A 19,706-nucleotide genomic window follows, 5' to 3' on the forward strand; every position below is an offset into this window, starting at 1 on the left:
GTCAGTACATTGTCTAGTCTTGTTTAATTAATCTAGTTGGGGAAAGTCTCAGGCATTTGTATTCTATTTACTCGTCATGTTAAAAATAGAATGGATAAATGTAATCATGGTGAGAGTATTCAAATTTTGAGAAAAATTAAAGATGATAGACAATGAAATTCATTTTTTAGTTGAATCCACAGTTCAACGTTATTCGGGTGTGGGTGGTTGGCACTATGTGATTGTTCCCAAACAACAGTCTGCTGAAATAAAAAACTACTTACTTCAAAGACGAAGTTGGGGACTTGTATCTATTACTGTGACATTGGGGCATAGTGTGTGGAAAACATCTATATTCCCAGACAAACAATCAGAAGGTTATTTGCTACCACTTAAAGCAGAAATTCGTAAGAAAGAAAAAATCAGCTTAGGAGATCGTATTTCATTTTCAATTCTTTTATCTGTTTAATCACTCAATTGTATTTGGAAATAATGATTAAAAAGCTTCGTTCACTTCATGCTGATGAATGAATAGAAATTAAACCCTTAATACATTTAAACATTCATTGATAAAAATAGGGAGTTCATAAGTTGAACGCGAAGAAATATAAAGATTATTGTCATTGACCACTTCACGATCGAAAATCACAGCACCAGCATCTTTTAATTCTTTAATCAACTCATCAATCGATGTCAAGCGACGACCAATTGCAATTTGAGCATCTATCAACAGTTGGGGGCTATAGCAACACAAAAAAATTGGCTTTTGTGCATTCGCAAAATTACGTAAAAAATCAATAAAACGAGGGTCTTGTTTGAGTAAAAGCGGTGAGTTCCCACCAGGAATCATCAATGCATCAAAGTCTTGCACTGAAATTTCGTCTATACCTAAATCAATACTGACAGATGATTTGCGTTGTTTACTATAAACAATATTGCCCGCTAATTTTTCAATATTTCTTACAGAATGACTGGCGGCACGAAAGGCTTCGACAGGATGATGATATTCTGTATCTTCAAAATCATGGGTAATCAAAACAGCGATTCTTTTATTCATATTCTAGTTCTCGAATTGCTTTTAACTCTTTCATGATAATTGGAAATTTACAAAATTCTATAGATGCTTTGTAAATAATTTATGTGAAAAATAATGATGAAATTGGCGATTATTTGTACAAAATTCCAGTGGTATTTAGATTAATGGCTGTTGATGATTTCTTTATCGATGAACATTAAATTGCGCTTAAGATAAAAGCAGTTTTGCTCAACAAATTTAAGTGAACTATTGTTATACTGTCAGCGGTCTTAAGCTTAGACTTTTCGTAATTCTCGACTTTAAAGGGCGTATAACAATGATCAACGATGATCAAAACACGACTTCTCTCGATCTTGCTCAAATCCGTGAAGATATTGATTCTGTAGATCAACAAATTCAACAATTGATTAACCGTCGTGCAAAGCTGGCGGAAGCAGTTGCAAAAGCAAAATTTGCCGCAGAAGAGAATCCGTTGTTTTATCGTCCTGAACGTGAAGCTCAAGTATTACGTAAAGTGATGGATCGTAATGAAGGGCCGTTGTCTGATCAAACCATGGCGCGTTTATTCCGTGAAATCATGTCAGCATGTTTAGCACTTGAAGCACCGCAAAGTATTGCATTCCTTGGTCCAGTTGGGACGTATACGCATTCAGCCGTGTTAAAACATTTCGGTCAGGATGCTGTGGTTCGTCCATTGCCAACGATTGATGAAGTGTTTCGTGAAGTTGAAGCAAGTAGTGCGCATTATGGTTTAGTACCTGTAGAAAACTCATCAGAAGGCGTGGTGAACCACACTTTAGATTGTTTTAAAGTATCGTCTTTGAATGTGATTGGTGAAGTCGAATTACGTATTCATCATCAATTCTTGGTGTCTTCAAATACTCGTAAAGACAGTATTAAACAGATTTATGCACATCAACAGACATTGGCACAGTGTCGCAAATGGCTAGATGTACATTATCCGGGGGTGGAACAAGTTGCTTTAAGTTCTAATGCAGAAGCAGCCCGTCGTATTCGTAATGAATGGCATTCCGCAGCCATTGCATCAGATGTCGCAGCAAGTATTTATGATTTAGAAATTTTGCATGGCAATATTGAAGATAATCCAGAAAATACCACACGATTCTTGGTGATTGGTCGTGAAAAAATTCCTCAAAGTGGTAATGACAAAACCTCATTATTGATTTCTGCACATGATCGTGCAGGGGCATTATTGGAAATTTTGGCACCCTTTGCAAAACACAATATTAGTTTAACCAGTATCGAAACTCGTCCTGCACTCCCTGAAAAATGGGCTTATGTGTTCTTTATCGATTTAGAAGGCCATGTGGAACAGGAAAATGTGAAAGCAGCGATTGAAGATATTCGTCCATTGGTGAAAGAAGTCCGTGTATTGGGTTCTTATCCTGTTGCTGTACTTTAATAAAGTTGTGAAATAGGTGTTATAAAAATCGTCATGTCACAACCATTATTTAAAAAAGTTGCATTCATTGGACTCGGACTGATTGGTTCAAGTCTCGCTCGGGTGATTGTTGCAGAACATCTTGCTGAGAAAATTGTAGCTGCAACACGTTCGCAGAAAACTTTAGAAGATGCCAAAAAAATGGGCATCATCTCGGAAGGGTTCAGTGATCCGATAGATGCAGTTAAAGGTGCAGATCTAATTGTATTGGCTTTACCTGTACGTGCAACACAGAAAATTCTTGAAATTATTCAACCCTATATTGCTGAAAATGCCATTATTACAGATGTAGGTAGTACCAAAGGTAATGTGGTTGAAGCTGCAAAAGCTGTTTTTGGTGAACAGTTACCAGCTGGTTTTGTTCCAGGACATCCGATTGCAGGCGCAGAACATACAGGTGTCCATGCAGGCAAAGTTGATTTATTTGCAAACCACAAAGTGATTTTAACCCCTTTGCCTAGTAGTGCTGATTGGGCTGTAGAGAAATTAATACAGTTATGGCAAGCAGCCAAAGCTGAAGTGATTTGCATGGATGTCGATAAGCATGATGAAGTGCTTGCACATACCAGTCATTTACCGCATTTGATGGCATTTAATTTGGTTGAACAGCTTGCAAATCGTGAAGATAACCTTGATATTTTCCGCTATGCAGCAGGTGGTTTTCGTGATTTCTCTCGTATCGCAGCCAGTGATCCGCAGATGTGGCACGATATCTTTTTTGCCAATAAAAAAGCCATTCTCAATGCTGTAGATGGTTTTGAAACCCAACTTGCAACATTACGCCAACTGATTGAAGATGAAAACTCGCATGCTTTGATGGGATTGTTAGGTCATGCACAAGCAGCACGACAACATTTCAATCATATGCTCGCCAATAAACCATTGATGGAGAACAATAAAGTGACACAACAATTTACCATTTTGCCGGGTGGTAAGACATTTAAAGGTAAATTTACCGTGCCGGGTGACAAGTCAGTGTCACACCGTTCCATCATGTTTGGTGCGATTGCAGAAGGTACAACGCATGTAACGGGCTTTCTTGAAGGTGAAGATGCGCTTGCGACATTACAAGCTTTCCGTGATATGGGGGTGAGTATTGAAGGCCCTAAGAACGGTGAAGTGACAATCCATGGTGTAGGAATCAATGGTTTAAAAGCACCGAAGACGGCCTTGTATATGGGCAACTCAGGTACATCGATGCGTTTATTGTCAGGCATGTTGTCTGCACAGCAATTTGATTCTGTCATGACGGGTGATGCTTCATTATCGAAACGCCCGATGGAACGTATTGCCAAACCTTTACGTGAAATGGGTGCGCAAATTCAAACCACGGGTGAACGTGGTACGCCACCTGTATCGATTACTGGCGCTCAAGCTTTGAAAGGGATTCATTACGATTTACCTATGGCGTCTGCACAAGTAAAATCTGGAATTTTATTAGCAGGCCTATGGGCAGAAGGTGAAACTTCAGTGACTGAACCTGAACCAACCCGTGATCATACAGAGCGTATGTTACGTGCATTTGGTTATGATGTGAAAACTGAAGGTAATCGTATCTCATTGCAAGGTGGTGGGAAATTAGTTGGTACTGAAATTCAAGTTCCTTCTGATATTTCTTCAGCAGCATTTTTTATGGTCGGTGCAGCCATTACTGAAGGTTCTGATATAACACTGGAAGCTGTAGGAATTAACCCTACACGTACAGGTGTCATCGAAATCCTCAAACAAATGGGAGCTGACTTAACTGTTGAAAATGAACGTATTGCAGGTGGTGAGCCAATCGCAGACATTCGTATTCGTGGTACGCGAACCTTGAAGGGTATTCATATGCCTGAAGATCAAGTGCCTTTAGCGATTGACGAATTTCCATCACTATTCATCGCTGCGGCATGTGCAGAAGGTCAGACTGTGTTAACAGGTGCTGCCGAATTACGTGTTAAAGAGTCTGATCGTATTCAAGTAATGGCAGATGGTTTAAAAACCATGGGCATTGATTGTACACCAACCGATGATGGCATCATTATCGAAGGTAAAGGTCAATTTGGTGATTGGTCTGCGATTTTCACTGGTGGTGAAATTGAGTCACATCATGATCATCGTATTGCAATGAGTTTCTCAATGGCAGGTTTGCGAACTTCTGGTGAAATTAAAATTGTAGGTACAGAGACTGTTGCAACCAGTTTTCCTACATTTACAGAGTTGGCGAATCAGGCGGGTTTAACTATTCAGGTGTCTGAATAAACTGAATATGCTGCTGATTGATTCTGAGTTAGATGTTTACACATTGCTTTTAACTTTAAATATCGACATGTGAGAACTGACAAAAAGCTCAAACAATCATCTGATCGTTGTATATTTGTTCGACAACAGCCAAGCAAAAGCTTGGCTGTTTTGTTTTAATTGCTTATTCTAAAACCCTACAACTATAAAGTCTTTTGGATGAAGCGATGAGAACATTACAATTTACTGCAAACTGTGAAAATCATGTGAAAAGCAATATTCATGGGAATGCATGTCATGTGACTCAGGAATATGTGACAGATTTATTGTCAAAGCAACTGACTGAATATGGTTTTAAAGTAGAAACAACACAATCTAAAGAAAATCTCGCGGTGAGCGTTGCAAACCATCCGATAGATTTAGGGGTCAATTGTCAGCTTAATGATGATGGTCTATTGAGTTGTGAAATTTCGGCACATGCAGATGAAGAACAAGCTTGGTTTAAGAAGATTGAAACGCAGAGCATGATTAAGCAATTGGCAAATGCGGTTGAAAATGCATTAAAGCAAAATGATACGTTTAGTGGTTTCCAGTGGAAAGGATAAGTTAACTATTTGTTTTTTTAAATACTTTTCAAAACTGAATTAAAATGACAGCCTATTAAAAATAGACTGTCTTATTTTTATAATAAGAAAAATTATTCCACACGCAACCAAGTTTGATTACGACCAATTGCAGAAATCCCTAAATAACCACGGAGAAATAATTTCTTACCGTTTGAGCTTACTTTACCTTTTAAGCGATAAATTTTTCCAGAAACAGGGTCGATAATTTTACCATCAGTATAGTTAACATTATCGGTGGTTTTTAACCCAGAAATCACTTGCATACCAATGATTGGTTTGTTGGTATAAGGCGCAGGGCAATTGGTACAAAACTCTTTTGGTGTATAACCTGGACGAGGTGTAGATTTTAAAGCAGTACCCGCATATGTCCCATTACTTTGCTTTTCAATTTTGACTAGTCCTTTAGCTTCGCCAGTTTTGTCATCGATATAACGCCAAGTTCCTGAAATATCTTCAGCAAAAACTGATGAGCTAAGTAATGCGATACAGGCAGCCATTGAAAAAGTTTTCATAAAATCCCTTTGATATAATACTCTTTAAACATGAGCTATGATTAGCTAATACGTTGATTATACAATTAATTATAAAAGGCAATATTTACATATTGCGCCAAAAATATGCAAATTTTTAAACTAAAAAGAGAGGTTTTGTGTGGCTTGGTCGAGCAAATGGATAACTTTATGTAAATTCAATTTGCTTTTAGAGATAAAGTGAGCATCAAATTTTGACATTCACTTTGTACATTTTATGGATCAATTCAAAGCCAATTTCACAGTCTAAAAACTTTTGAATCATATCAGCTTGAGTTTTTGTATGCTCACTAATTACTTGGGCGGTGAATTCACCACCTTGACCTAAAGCTAAAGGCAATAAAAGCTGATCTGCCAAGTATTCATCTCCTACAGCATCTATAGACAAATAAGATTGAACATTTTTTGCTAAATCATGTGCGACTTTTTCAGCACTTTTCTTCATTTCACCTAATGCTGAAAATACTTGCTGATGATGTTCATAATTTAAAACAACAAAAGCGGTATTTCCTTGGCTGATTCCTTGAAAATTCAGTCTCTTACACTGAGTTAAATTTAATTTTTTCTTTAATACGTCAAGCTCACGATCTGCAATATTGGGTTGAATATTTAAAGCGGCTGCAAATGCATTGATTTCAAGTAATTTGCCTTTATTCAAAACTGAAAATTTCTGCTTTTCTGTCCATGGGTGAATGGTCACACTGATTTGACCTGCACCAATTGGAAAGAAGCCAGCTTGCTTGCATTCAAAATCAACCTGTATCCCAAGCTGCTGAATGGTAGGTAGAAAGCAATGTTCAATAAAATCAGCAGTTGGTGCCATAGGATTATGTGTGCCGCCATGTATGGTGATTTGACTGGCTTCATTTTGCATCATTAACGCTGGAAGGAGCGTTTGCAAAACCAATATTGTGCTGCCTGCAGAACCGATTTGAAAATCATATTTCCCCGTTTGTACCTGTTGAGGTTGAAAATATAATTTTTGAGAATGTAATTCTGCACCCTCAACAATCGCATTACTGATACGTTGAGAGGCTTGTACACAGACTAAATGCTGACGCATTAAGCCTGGTTTTTTACGTCCTGCACGGATATTCACAAGTTCAAAGGGAATCCCAGTGAGCATCGACAGTGAAAGGGCGGTTCTTAAAATTTGTCCGCCACCTTCGCCTTGTGAACCATCAATTTGGATGGTTTGGTTTTTTAACTGTGTGTTCATGTATATCTATAAATCTAACTCTTTTTTTAAGATTTCTAATGTGCCCAATACTCGATTTGAATCTGGTTCATTTTGTTTTGCATACTCTCTAACTGCAAATGTAAATGAAAAAATCGCAGATCTTGTTAATTGTAGTACATGAGCAAGGCTTTCTAGAAACTCATGTTCATTAATAAATGTGATTTCTTTGTTGAATCCTTGATAGCTTCCATATAAATCTTCAGGGAATTTATTTTTATGAATAATCATGAAGTCATGTTCAAGTAGATTCCTCCACTTCTTATAAAATGAAAGTTCACCACTATGATTTCTCGATGGATTAATATCATTTGCGATACTATATAAAGCTACCAATCCTTGATTTTTAACATTTTGGAAAAAAATGATTCTTTCAGGTGTTTTGTCCCAAAAATTATGAAAGTAAATCATTTCATTTTTTTCTTTTTTTAAATTTAATAAATCAAAAATGGCTACACCTATTTTGTCTAATATTCCAAAACAGATTCTAAATGAAGTTCTTGCACGTTCAATATTTAACCCTAAAACCTCATCATTAAAAAGTTCTGAAAAACCTTGTTCATTGTCAATAGTTGTCCAATCTACATTATGTAGATATTCATAATAAAGATGACGAGAAAAACCGAACTCAGATTTCAATCTATTCAAAACTAGCTCCATACTAGCAATTTTCTGATTGCCAATTGTATTTTGAAAAATTGAAAGATTATCTTTGTGACTAGCAATACATTTACAATATAATCCGTGTTCAGTCAGGCTTAAATAATTATTAAGACACCATTTTCTATAATTACTAAGATTGTTGAACTCTATAAGAGTTTGTTCTTCATCATTAGAATCTGTTTCTTTATCGTCTATTGAAAGTTCAACTATTTGTTCTGTTATGGAATTAGCACGATGCTTATAATAATCATGCCAAATTTTTGGAATATCATTAGATTTTGAAGCATAAACATATCCTGATCTAATTTCTTTTAGCAAACTAATTGATAAAGATGCTGTTATATTGTTAAGCATGATTAATGTTTCACTTCTATTGATCCAAGCTTGTGGAATATCTTTTCCACTTTCATTTACTTGATCATAAAGCTGCATAGCTTCAACAATTCGATATTGAGTCTTTAATGAATTGGCTAAATTTATAAGATATTCATTAGGAACAACGTTATGTTGTGTTTGAAAACTTTTGAATGCTTTCCAATACATTTTTTTTGCATGATTTAATGATTTAATATTTTGAAAGTTAACAAAACATAAAATATCTTGACTTTCTTTCCCTATGTTACTTAAGGCATTCGCATAAAAATAATAAAAATTATGTTTTTTTTCTTTTTCAAAGTATTCATAGTTTTCTTCTAAAATACTTAGGCCAGTAGTGGCTGCGTTTGAATTTCTACCCATATGTCCAATATCAACAAATAATCCTGATACTTCGAATAAATATTCAAAGTATTGTTTATTTTTCATAAGACGATTAATTCTAGTAAGAATTTTATTAGCTTGTGTGTATGCTTGATCGAATTCGCCTTGATCGATTAATCTTGAAGTATCATTTAAATCATTTTTTATATCTATTAACATCATTAGAAGCATCTCGATAAAAGGTGAACATACCGTCAGTGCATGGTCATGCGAAGTAAGGTGTAACTTTGCTTTTGGCAAAGGCTGACATAGTGCAGGGTGCTGAGCCTGATGAGTACATCAATGCACGGCTCACATGCTGCCAGAGCCGCCTGAATTATTTTCAATCCCTCAGATCGGAGTAAAGCAGGATCTTGCACTCGCCCAGTATGTTCAAACTGGATTATAAGCCGAAACTTATAAATTCTTTAAATCTCAAGTAAATCAACTTGCCAGTTGGTGGCTTGGATCAATACATTTAAATCACGCAATTTGGCACTGATATCATCGGCTTGTTTTTGCAAGGATGAAACGGGAATAACTTTGCGCCATTTAATCTCACGTGAGCTGTAACGATCAGGTTCACGATGCGTATTGCTGATTGCAGTCGTTAAAATTTTATGACGTTCTACCAGCTCATCACGTTGCGTCAATACAGCCAATAACGATCGACCATCTGTTAATTGTGCCAATGCATTGGTTTGGTGAATGATATAAACCAGTTTTTGAGTTTCCTGAGTTAAAGCAAAAACGTGTTTTAATAACTCGTTTGGATCTTCTGATGGTTCATCACCGTCTTGTACCAATACATTGGCATTGATACGTTGTTTGAGTGAAGCGAGTTTCTTTTGTTGATCGCTTCGTAATAGTAATGCTTCCGCGAGTTTCATTTTATTATCCTTATGCTTTATACAGCATTCTAGAATTTTCTATAAATACAAATTGCGTTTTACTCGTATGATTAAAATCAAGATCAATATCATGAATCGTATTCATATCTTCATTGATACTGCCTTGACTCCATGAAACGATGATTTCAAAATTTATGTTCTGTACTATCAGTTCAGAAAAAATATCGTAAGCGATGAGTGTCGCTTTGATAGATTGTTCATCTTCTTCATACCATGATTCAGGATTATTAAAACCAAGTGCAAGTGGTCTAATTCTGAAGTGGCAACTGCAAGCTGTTTCATTTGGATAACCTGTAATGTACCAACGATATTTAAATTTCATTTCATGAATTTCAGGCACATAATCAGGTAGCGTTTGTGTAAACGAAATATCTTCACAGTTATAGTCACTGAGGTCGATCCATTGGTCTGTACTAATTAAGATGACATTGCACATTACTAGCTCCTGAAAAATTTGTGAAAGAGTTATCATCCCTTCACACAAACCACCTGATTCAATGTATAAACCACTTCCACCAAATCACTTTGCGCGTTCATCACATCTTCAATCGGCTTATACGCAGATGGAATCTCATCAATCACGGCAGCATCTTTACGACATTCCACACCTTGAGTCTGTTCAATCTGATCTTCCACAGTAAACAATTTCTTCGCCGCAGTACGGCTATGCACACGACCTGCACCATGTGAACAAGAGCAGAAAGACTCCTGATTTCCCTTACCTTTGACAATAAAAGACTTTGCCCCCATCGAACCCGGAATGATCCCATACTCACCCAAACGGGCACGTACAGCACCTTTACGTGTGACCAAAACTTCTTGTCCGAAATGCTCTTCCTTGTCCACATAATTATGATGACAATTCACAGCTTCAACTTTGGCATTAAAGGGTTTGTTAATGATAATGCGTAAAGCCTGAACCGCAGCTTCCATCATTAACTCACGGTTTTTCATGGCAAAACGTTGCGCCCAACCGACAGCAAACCAATAATCATCAAAATGTTCAGTACCCTCAACCAAATAAGCTAAATCTTTATCAGGTAGGTGAATGAAATGCTTTTGCATATCTTTACGAGCAAGCTCAATAAAGTGGTTTCCAATCGCATTTCCAACACCACGAGAACCTGAATGCAACATGATCCACACCTGTTGATGCTCATCTAAACAAATTTCAACAAAGTGATTCCCAGTACCTAAGGTTCCTAACTGCTTATGATTGTTGGTATTTTTTAAACGGGGATGCTTGGCGCAAATATATTCAAAATCTGTCACCAATTCAGCCCAAACCTGATCGACACGCTCAGAGGTATTTTCCCATGAACCACGGTCACGACGCCCTCGACCTTTGGTCATGCCGTGAGGAATTAAACGTTCTAACTCGGTACGTAATGCATGTAGATTATCAGGTAGGTCAGATGCCGTCAGCGAGGTACGTGCTGCCATCATACCGCAGCCAATATCGACACCTACCGCCGCAGGAATAATTGCACCTTTGGTTGGAATCACACTTCCAATGGTTGCACCGATCCCGACATGGACATCTGGCATCACCGCCATCCATTTATAAATAAACGGCATTTGTGCTGTCTTTAATAATTGATCTTTCGATTTCTCATCGACAGGAACACCTTTAGTCCACATTTTAATTGGAACACCTTTTTCGTCCTGAATGATGTTATAGGCAGACTCATTCGATGCTTGTTTTTCAATTTGTTCCGTAACAGAGATTGTCATCACTTTTTCCTTTCTCTAAACCTGCCTGCCAAGCGGTTGCAGGCAGGTGATATTGATGTACATCCAATAATGTACGTTGTGTATATTGCGAGGAATGTGCCAAGTTTGTATTTTAGTTAAATTTAATTTTTAAGATGTTGATATTTAATATGATAATTTATTTTTGGTTGAACTGATTTAAATTTTATTTTGATATTTTAATATAAATTTATATATAAATTTATCTAAAATTATATTTATTCTAATTTTAGAATCCATGTAGAGCACATGGATTCTAAAAAATTAGCTTAAGTGAGGAAATCTATTCATCAATCCACATCGTATTGGTATCAAGCTGTTGATAATGCTGTTCAATATGGATTTTCAGCCTCAGTGCAAGGGGATCATCTTCCAATATTTGGCTGTGACCATGGAGAAGTTTTAATTCACTTTTTTTGCGACTCTTGCTGGGTGGTTTTTCATGATAGTTTTGGCATTTTTTATACCAATGATTTGTTTCTAAATAGTATTTTTTGACTCTTAGCTTTTCTAAAGCCAGATCAATATTGTCGTCTTGAACGATGACGTGTATAGACATGATTTGCGTTTTAAAGACTGACACCTGTCTATGGTTTTGAGTTGAAGTGTTAAATTAGCAGAGGATTTTTTTAAATTCAATACGCAACGAAAAATGATATGTGGTTTCAATTTTTTGGGAAAATTACTTTTCCCAAGGTTTACCCGAATGAAGCTGTGATAATTCACCCTGAGCATTCAATTCATATTGATCAAAATCATTCGCTATAAAGAATAAACCTTGATAATACTGTGCAATTTCATCCTGAATGGCTTGAACTCCAGCCTGATCGTGATAACGAGGGCTGAGATGCGTAGCGATGAGATTCGGCAATTGAATATCTTGTGCAAATTCTGCCACCATTTTTGCAGAACTGTGCATAGGACCAGGGCCAACTTTATCCAAAACTGCTTGGGTATACGTCGTTTCATGGATTAATACATCAGCATCTTTACATTTATCGGCTAACAAACGTGGTTGATCGTTATCTCCGCCGACGATTGCATAAACGTGCTGAGTCGTTTGAATGATGATATCTTGATTGAAAATTGTCTGAGCATTCCATTCAATATCCTGTCCTTGTTGTAAGTCACCCCAAAGCTTTCCTTTTGGAATCTCAAGTTGATTCAGTTTTTCAATATTTAACTTACGTTGAGTTTGAATTGCGGTTATGCCATAAGCATAACTCGCTACACGATGACTCAAAGCAATCGGTTCTATTGACATTTGCTCATTCAATACATAAGGCTGATCGATTAAATTTACATCTATAAATTCAATCGGATAAGGAAGAAATAATTCAGTCAATTGACAGGTTGCATCAAACCATTGCTGAATTTGTTTAGGTGCAATTAAAATGATTGGGCTCTTGCGGCCATTCATACCCGCACTTGCGAGTAAACCAAGTAAACCATAACAATGATCTCCATGCACATGTGTAATACAAATCGCTTTTAAATGCTGTAAAGATAACTTTGCGTGTTGAATACGATGCTGTGTACCTTCACCTGCATCAATAAGTATCCAGTCTTTACTTTTACCAGACTGAATGGCTAAACCAGACACATTACGTGTGAGTGAGGGTACACCTGATGATGTTCCCAAAAATGTGAACTTTAACATGGGAGTTGAAACCTATTTATTTTTGGAGAATTGTTTTGGGTAAAGCAGAAGAATTCCATCAAAAATGTCGTGTTAGACGGTGATGGGGAAAGAATGAGCGACTTTTCACTGCAATAATATAACACGATAAAATTTAAAAATAGAAATATAGCGTGTCAAAATAGTTCAAAGACTATTTGCTTCTCCATCAAATAAATTTATGCTTGCATCAAGATATATAAATTTTTATAGATTTGTAGAATGATACAAAAATCTAAAAAGACGGTTGTCATCGGTTTTGTCGGTTCAACCTTGGATCAAGGCAAAAAGCCTGAGCGTTGGCAACGTTGGCGTCCGACCATGAGCTTACTCATGCATGAAGACCTGATGATTGATGAAATAGTGTTATTGCATGATCGCCGTAATACAGGATTAATTCAGCATTTAAAACAGGATGCGCTGCAACTTTCACCACAAACACGTATTACAGGACAGCAAATAAGTATTCGAGATCCGTGGGATTTTTCGGATATGTATGGTGCCTTGTATGATTTCGTCAAATCGTATTCATTTGATGTTGAAAATAATCATTACCTATTGCATATCACCACTGGAACGCATGTGGCGCAAATCTGTTGGTATTTATTGATCGATGCGCATTATCTGCCTGCAAAACTCATTCAAAGCTCACCAGCAGGAAAACAGCAGCCTGAAGGTGAATATCGTATTATCGATTTGGATTTATCTCGTTATGCGGCGTTAACACAGCGTTTTGAGCATGAACAGTCGGAAAACTGGCAGCAACTGAAAGCCCATATTGCAACCAAAAATAAGAATTTTAATCAACTGATACAAGAAGTTGAATTGGTTGCAACACGTTCAAGTGCACCGATTTTGATTATGGGTGCAACAGGTGTGGGTAAGTCACATTTAGCCAAACAGATTTATCAGCTTAAAAAAGAAAAGTTCCATTTATCAGGACGTTTTATCGATGTGAACTGCGCTACTTTAATCGGTGATAGTGCCATGTCAACATTATTTGGACACAGTAAAGGTGCGTTCACTGGAGCGGTTGCAGCACGTACAGGGTATTTAAAAAGTGCCGATCAAGGGATATTGTTCCTCGATGAAATTGGTGAATTGGGGCTTGATGAGCAAGCGATGCTGCTGAAAGCCCTTGAAGATAAATCTTTTTTCCCAGTGGGGAGTGACAAGGAAATTCAGGCGGATTTTCAGTTGATCGCAGGGACGAATAAGGATTTACGTGCAGAAGTACAGGCAGGGCGTTTCCGTGAAGATTTATGGGCGCGACTCAATACGTGGACCTTCTTTTTACCAAGCTTAAAAGATCGTCTGGAAGATATCGCACCCAATATTGAATTTGAATTACAACGCTTTGCCAATCAACATCAACGTCAATTGCGTTTTCATAGTGACGCTTTGCAGAAATATTTAAAATTTGCACAGTCCTACGAGGCAACTTGGCAGGGTAATTTTCGTGATTTAACCGCCAGTGTGACCCGTATGGCAACCTTGGCAAATGGTGAACGGATTGGCTTAAATGAAGTCAGTGCGGAAATCCGTCGTTTAGAGCAGATTTGGGCGGTTGAGCCGCAGACATCTACAGTGTTATTTTCAAATCTCGATCAAATATTGAGTGCTGAACAAATTGCACAGATTGATGAATTTGATCGTATACAGCTCGAAGGAGTGATTGAAATTTGTCGAAAATCCAAGTCAATGGCGGATGCGGGGCGGCGCTTATTTTCAGTCTCTCGTGAGCAACGGCAGAGCAGCAATGACAGTGATCGAGTTAAAAAATATTTGGCGAAGTTTGGTTTAAGTTGGAATGATGTTTCTAAAACGCTTTAATTTTGAAATCGTATGGTTTTCTAAAGTTTAATTTATTGATTTTAAATAAAAAACTATTAAGGCTATACCTCACAGCATTGAAGTGCTAGGCAGAACCAATCAGTGATTAATCTTTTTAGGCATTATATCGTTTCATTTATTTTAGATGTTAAAAAAGAGCTAAGTATTCGTTAGCTCTTTTGATCCATCTGTGTAACTGACTTCTTGAATCAAGAAACCAATTAAATCAAGATACCAATAGAAAGCGACTAATCGCAATTCTGAGTTGCTTGAGATAGCCTGTAAAGAAATGATTTGCACCAGGTAATACAGTAATGAGATGTCGTTGTGGTTTTGCCCACTCCAATAAATCATCAAGTTTCGTGGTTGGATCAGCTTCACCATGCACAAATAAAATATCACCTTTAATCGGTGGTGTTTCGTAGTGGCGAATTCCATCAACAGTCGCTGTAGGTAAGCCACACAAAATCACTTGTTTCGGTTTTATTTCATCAGGCAAGGCATGATAAGCCTTTGCCATGACATGAGCACCAAAACTAAAGCCACCAACATAAAAAGGTAGACCTTTGTGTAATTGTCTTACATGTTTAATAACATCTAGAATATCATCAGTTTCACCGTGACCTTCATCGTGAATACCTTCACATTGGCCTGAACCACGGAAACTTGGACGATATACCACACAACCTTGTTCAGCAAGAATCTGTGCAAGAAGTGCAGGAACTTTATGTTGAGGTGTTCCACCTTGCAGTGGATGAGGGTGACAAACGACAGCAAATCCTTTTACTTCGCCCAAAGGATAGTCAACAAAAATCTCGATTTTGCCGACCGAACCTTGAATGAACAGTTGTTCGGACATAATTTAAACGACAAATAGCAGGGAAGTGCTATAGTTTACCGATTATGTTCACAGAAAACACGAATTGGAATTAAAATATTCCGACTGATATAGTTTGATTAATTATTTTTTGATCAGGAAGACCATGCTCGCCCTAATTTCCCCTGCTAAGACGCTCGATTATGAATCTACACTTCCCACTGATGTGCATACTTTACCAAGATTGCTTGATCAATCTCAACAGCTTATCGACTTAAGTCGTAAACTTTCAACCTCTGATATTGTCAGCTTAATGAAGGTCAGCGAAAAAATTGCACATTTGAATGTTGAACGCTTTCGTGATTGGAATGCTGATTTTAATTTTTCTAATGCTAGACAGGCCATTTTCGCATTCAAGGGCGATGTTTATACAGGTTTAGACGCATATCATTTGTCTGACGCAGATTTACAGTTCGCCCAAAAACATTTGCGCAGTTTATCTGGTTTATATGGCTTGTTAAGACCTTTAGACTTGATGATGCCTTACCGTTTAGAAATGGGCATCAAGCTGGCAAATGCACGTGGAAATAACTTGTATGAGTTTTGGGGAGATCGTATTACAAAATTGATTAACCAAGATTTAGAACAGTCGGGTTCGAAGCTACTGGTTAATATTGCTTCTGATGAATACTATAAATCGGTGAAAGAAGCTCAAATTCAGGCAGAGATTATCAAACCTGTCTTTTTAGATCAAAAGAATGGCCAATATAAAGTGATTAGTTTTTATGCGAAGAAAGCTCGCGGTTTGATGGCACGTTATATTATTCAAAATCAACTGGATAAATTAGAAGATTTAAAATCTTTTAATACAGATGGTTATTACTTTGATACGGATAGTTCTTTGAAAGGTGAACTCGTATTTAAGCGTGATGAACAAGCTGAATAATAGTTCATCATTTAAAAACGATTAAGCTTTTGAGTAAGCTAGCGCGATCATAAAAAACAAAAGCAATCCGAGGTTGTAATGCTGATCAGTTAAGCCTTTTTAAAGCCTCCCAAATCGAATAGTTCCCTCTTTAAGAAAGAGGGAGTAGGGGGAGATTCTTAATTGACTAGCATTAATCTTTGTATTGGCTTTTTGCTGAGTTTAAAACTAAGGCTTGTAAATCCCTAAGTCAGATAGATGCAATCTTAAAATACGTCTTAATTCTAAAACTGCCTCAGGTGTTTCTTGAATAGAATGACCACCTTTAATGATTTTTTCAGAAACAGCACCGTCCAAATGTGAACTGGTATAAGGCACGATACCATCTGACATAACGTTTGGATCAGTACTATCAGTATCATTTCCCATGATTGAATGATAAATCATGCCTTTTTTAGGCATTACATTTTCAGTCACTAAAGTAAACTTAGAATTACGGCTTAAATCACTTGGACCATTTTGAATTAAACCATGTCCTACATCTTTTAAGAAGTTTTTAGCATTGATATCGCGATCATCAATTGAGTCAGCTAAAGCACCTAAAAAAGCACCTGGAAGTTTAATAATTTTCCGTGCAGCTAGAGTAAACCAGCGATCGGCAAATTCTGTACCACGATGCGGTGCGGAAAGGAAAATAGCGCGATCAAAATTCGGCACAGATTTGATGGTCAATCGTTCTTTAAAAATAGGATCATTTTTGAATTTATCGTATTTACGGTTATTCAGCATCTTTAAAGCAGGTTGGACTAAATTAGCATCACTCACCAATAAACGGGCAATAATTCCGCCCATACTATGACCAATTAAAACAGCATTTTTTGCAGATGGAGATTGTTGATCAATTGAAGCAAAAGTTTGATTAATGATTGCATTGATTTGGTAACGGCTTTCAAAAATCGGCATGTTGGTTGAGTAAAAAACCTGCCACACTTGATAATTTTCCCTCAACACTTGATCGCCCATGATATCGTTGGTTAAACGAATCCATGCTTCTGGGCTGCTTGCCAAACCATGTACCAAAACAATCACTTTTTTGTTTGGGTTATAAGGTTCAAGCATGTACAAATGAGGCATGGTTAAGTGTTGATCACGATCAATTAAGCTTAGATAAGCTGCAGCGCCTAAGTTATTTTCAGCCAACCAGAGTCCATAAGGTGCAGAGAAATTCGCCGCAAGCGGGTATTCATTTGCACCTACATTTATTTTTTCAATACTATACGGATCATAGACATTCAGCTGAAATTCGGTACCGTGCAAAATATTTTGCAAAGTGGTTGTGTTTTTAGGTTGAGCAGTCATGCTGACCGATAAATAACGGGGTTGATGAATATTTGGATTGATGCCGTTTTTATATTTGTAATTAAATGGATCAATAATATATTTTTTTTCTTCAGGTTCTTCCTTTAACTCAGGTAGAACTGCAACAAATTCAGCTCCGAAACCATCTCTACGGTTGATAGAGCGTAATCCCGAAAAGTTTAGGTTATAGCTAGAAAGTAGATTTTCTAGATCAATATTATCAAGTTGCGGATAACCATTGAAGTTAATGCTGTAAGTACTGGTACCGACCTTAATCTGTTTACCCACTTTTTTATATTGATTTCTAGCCGAATAAGTGGTGATGAGTTTAGCTAGAGCCTGATTATAGAAATCACGTATTTGAACTTGTCTGTTGTTAAAAATACGATCTTGTGGATGGCGTTCTGTTTTAAATAAATAAGCATAACTATAGCGAATGCTTTTATCTAGCATTGCCATTTGTTGATCTAAACATTGGTTATAGTTTTGTTGATTGAGTTTTTGTTTTTCTTCTGATTGATGTTTTGCGAGAATACTTATTTTGCAATTTGATGAACCATTGAGTTCGATGGCTTTCGTTAAATAAATTTCACTAATCGTAGACAGTAATTGTTCATCTTGAATCTGTGGTATTGCTTCTAGATCTTTGACACATTTGTCTGGGTCTTCAGCACATGCTTTGGCTTCACGTCCTGTCATTGAAAGGACATTCAAACTTGCTTCACTCATTTTTGAGCGTGTTAAGATACTGTCACGTTCGTTGGCGATCGTTACATTAACTTTTTGGTTTTTAACGCTGACGACTTGGCAACCACCCAAGCTCAGTGTGCCGAGTGCCATAATAGAGAGCAAGATCGTTGTTTTAGTATTTTGCATAATCATGAACTAGATCAATTTTTAAGGATAATACGATACTTTTATTTAATTGCTATTTTTATTTAAAAAAATAGACTGAATGATCAGTCTATTTTTTATATTGGATTATTGCGCTTGGGCAGGATTCTTCATAATTTGCCAAACGTTGTAACGGCCTTGCTTCTCAATTTCTTGGATTAAGCGGTCTGCAACTTCAGCTTCAGAAGGATATTTGACTTTGTAATTTTTCAAAGTCTGGATCGCATTCTTTTTCTGCTCCATGCTTATATAGTTATTGGCAGACGATAAATAAGCTTCTTGAACATTCAGTTTAATGGCTTTATCTAAATAAGGTTGAGCTTCTTTTTGACCACCACCCTCAGATAAAGAGAAACCAAACCATAAGTTTGCTTCAGGATCTTCTTTGTTGATCTTTAAAATACGTTGTGCATAACCTAGAGATTTAGTGGTGTAAGAAGAACCTAAGTCTAGATTACGCCCCAATACACTGGCTTTAAATGCACGAATGAGAATATCAAAAGATGCATTTGGATGCGCCGCCAATTGATCAAGTTGTGTAGAAACTTCTCTTAGTTTGCTTTCAAAACCTTTACGTTCTTGGCGATCTGTAAATTGTGGCGGATAATGACGTGCTTTACCTTCGACCATTTGCAAGAAATCATCAATTGCAGTGATATCAATTTCATTTTCACCTGCAAGTACGGCATATTTCATCGCACGTTGATTATTATCAATTGTCGGAATAATTAATTTATTACTGTCTAAAATCAATTTTTTGGACGGATTTGCAGGATCAGTCACTTCAAGTTTGTTGACAGGTTGAGCAGATGCCTTTTTCAATTCTAATTCAAATACAGGTGGTTGATCGTAATTGAATGGATTGAGCGCATAAAAAGGAGGAGATAAATCGGGTTCTGTATAGACGATTGGTTCATTTGCTACAGGTTTTTGCTGCACTGGCGTCATAGAACATGCTGTAAGTACTGAAGTAGCAAGTAATGCATATGCCAAAGGCTTAATTGTCATGTATTTCTTCCAATGATTTATATTGAAAATTAAAAGTA

At 37.0% G+C, this 19,706-nt stretch carries 18 protein-coding genes; 6 read left to right on the forward strand and 12 right to left on the reverse strand.

Translation table 11 applies throughout. The annotated features are described in order from the left end of the window. The first annotated feature begins 142 nt into the window (after positions 1 to 142). Positions 143 to 448: a DUF1905 domain-containing protein gene (locus tag D7V20_RS11300; protein ID WP_120384391.1), complete on the forward strand. Its 306-nt coding sequence runs from the start codon at positions 143 to 145 to the stop codon at positions 446 to 448. 69 nt (positions 449 to 517) lie between these two features. Here D7V20_RS11300 and D7V20_RS11305 read toward each other — a convergent pair whose 3' ends face one another. After that, entirely contained in the window at positions 518 to 1,036 is a 519-nt protein-coding gene (locus D7V20_RS11305) for a DJ-1/PfpI/YhbO family deglycase/protease (RefSeq protein ID WP_120384392.1), read from the reverse strand. A gap of 295 nt (positions 1,037 to 1,331) precedes the next feature. On the opposite strand from D7V20_RS11305, the gene pheA reads away from it, so the two are divergent. The 3 genes from pheA to D7V20_RS11320 all read left to right on the forward strand — a co-directional run bounded on the left by pheA (position 1,332) and on the right by D7V20_RS11320 (position 5,302). Beyond that, entirely contained in the window at positions 1,332 to 2,438 is a 1,107-nt protein-coding gene (gene pheA / locus D7V20_RS11310; protein ID WP_120384393.1) for a prephenate dehydratase, read from the forward strand. A gap of 33 nt (positions 2,439 to 2,471) precedes the next feature. Continuing rightward, on the forward strand, positions 2,472 to 4,718 hold the full coding sequence (locus tag D7V20_RS11315; RefSeq protein ID WP_120384394.1) for a bifunctional prephenate dehydrogenase/3-phosphoshikimate 1-carboxyvinyltransferase: 2,247 nt from the start codon (positions 2,472 to 2,474) through the stop codon (positions 4,716 to 4,718). A gap of 206 nt (positions 4,719 to 4,924) precedes the next feature. Beyond that, positions 4,925 to 5,302 carry a hypothetical protein gene (locus D7V20_RS11320; RefSeq protein WP_120384395.1) on the forward strand — a complete coding sequence of 126 codons (378 nt, stop codon included), beginning with the start codon at positions 4,925 to 4,927 and terminating at the stop codon, positions 5,300 to 5,302. Positions 5,303 to 5,394: 92 nt separating this feature from the next. Here the strand turns inward: D7V20_RS11320 and D7V20_RS11325 are convergent, their stop codons facing one another. From D7V20_RS11325 to D7V20_RS11360, 8 genes are all read right to left on the reverse strand, one after another. Continuing rightward, positions 5,395 to 5,835: a DUF2147 domain-containing protein gene (locus D7V20_RS11325; protein WP_120384396.1), complete on the reverse strand. Its 441-nt coding sequence runs from the start codon at positions 5,833 to 5,835 to the stop codon at positions 5,395 to 5,397. Between the two features lie 205 nt (positions 5,836 to 6,040). After that, complete coding sequence (gene rtcA / locus D7V20_RS11330) at positions 6,041 to 7,072, reverse strand: RNA 3'-terminal phosphate cyclase (RefSeq protein ID WP_120384397.1); 1,032 nt, start codon at positions 7,070 to 7,072, stop codon at positions 6,041 to 6,043. A gap of 6 nt (positions 7,073 to 7,078) precedes the next feature. Next, complete coding sequence (locus tag D7V20_RS11335) at positions 7,079 to 8,674, reverse strand: LA2681 family HEPN domain-containing protein (RefSeq protein WP_120384398.1); 1,596 nt, start codon at positions 8,672 to 8,674, stop codon at positions 7,079 to 7,081. Positions 8,675 to 8,919: 245 nt separating this feature from the next. Further along, positions 8,920 to 9,381, reverse strand: coding sequence for a DIP1984 family protein (locus D7V20_RS11340; protein WP_120384399.1), 462 nt, complete (start codon positions 9,379 to 9,381; stop codon positions 8,920 to 8,922). A 10-nt stretch (positions 9,382 to 9,391) separates the two neighbouring features. Further along, the gene (locus D7V20_RS11345) at positions 9,392 to 9,838 is read right to left on the reverse strand and encodes a hypothetical protein (protein ID WP_120384400.1); all 447 of its coding nucleotides are present in this window, start codon (positions 9,836 to 9,838) and stop codon (positions 9,392 to 9,394) included. Positions 9,839 to 9,870: 32 nt separating this feature from the next. Continuing rightward, the gene (locus tag D7V20_RS11350; RefSeq protein ID WP_120384427.1) at positions 9,871 to 11,130 is read right to left on the reverse strand and encodes an RtcB family protein; all 1,260 of its coding nucleotides are present in this window, start codon (positions 11,128 to 11,130) and stop codon (positions 9,871 to 9,873) included. Positions 11,131 to 11,437: 307 nt separating this feature from the next. After that, the gene (locus D7V20_RS11355) at positions 11,438 to 11,713 is read right to left on the reverse strand and encodes a hypothetical protein (protein WP_120384401.1); all 276 of its coding nucleotides are present in this window, start codon (positions 11,711 to 11,713) and stop codon (positions 11,438 to 11,440) included. A gap of 123 nt (positions 11,714 to 11,836) precedes the next feature. After that, positions 11,837 to 12,814 carry a ribonuclease Z gene (locus tag D7V20_RS11360; RefSeq protein WP_120384402.1) on the reverse strand — a complete coding sequence of 326 codons (978 nt, stop codon included), beginning with the start codon at positions 12,812 to 12,814 and terminating at the stop codon, positions 11,837 to 11,839. 243 nt (positions 12,815 to 13,057) lie between these two features. Here D7V20_RS11360 and rtcR point away from each other — a divergent pair, with 243 nt between their 5' ends. Beyond that, positions 13,058 to 14,665 carry an RNA repair transcriptional activator RtcR gene (gene rtcR / locus D7V20_RS11365; protein ID WP_120384428.1) on the forward strand — a complete coding sequence of 536 codons (1,608 nt, stop codon included), beginning with the start codon at positions 13,058 to 13,060 and terminating at the stop codon, positions 14,663 to 14,665. 226 nt (positions 14,666 to 14,891) lie between these two features. Here the strand turns inward: rtcR and D7V20_RS11370 are convergent, their stop codons facing one another. Beyond that, the gene (locus tag D7V20_RS11370; RefSeq protein ID WP_120384403.1) at positions 14,892 to 15,524 is read right to left on the reverse strand and encodes an alpha/beta hydrolase; all 633 of its coding nucleotides are present in this window, start codon (positions 15,522 to 15,524) and stop codon (positions 14,892 to 14,894) included. Positions 15,525 to 15,648: 124 nt separating this feature from the next. Between D7V20_RS11370 and yaaA the strand changes: the two genes are divergently transcribed. Then, entirely contained in the window at positions 15,649 to 16,428 is a 780-nt protein-coding gene (yaaA, locus tag D7V20_RS11375) for a peroxide stress protein YaaA (RefSeq protein WP_120384404.1), read from the forward strand. A gap of 207 nt (positions 16,429 to 16,635) precedes the next feature. On the opposite strand, the gene D7V20_RS11380 is transcribed toward yaaA, so the two are convergent. Both D7V20_RS11380 and D7V20_RS11385 read right to left on the reverse strand, forming a co-directional pair. Beyond that, positions 16,636 to 18,648, reverse strand: coding sequence for a lipase family alpha/beta hydrolase (locus D7V20_RS11380; RefSeq protein WP_120384405.1), 2,013 nt, complete (start codon positions 18,646 to 18,648; stop codon positions 16,636 to 16,638). Between the two features lie 99 nt (positions 18,649 to 18,747). After that, positions 18,748 to 19,668, reverse strand: coding sequence for an ABUW_2363 family tetratricopeptide repeat lipoprotein (locus D7V20_RS11385; protein WP_120384406.1), 921 nt, complete (start codon positions 19,666 to 19,668; stop codon positions 18,748 to 18,750). Positions 19,669 to 19,706 lie beyond the last annotated feature (38 nt).

The organism is Acinetobacter rongchengensis (genome assembly GCF_003611475.1).
Taxonomy (GTDB): Bacteria; Pseudomonadota; Gammaproteobacteria; order Pseudomonadales; family Moraxellaceae; genus Acinetobacter; species Acinetobacter rongchengensis.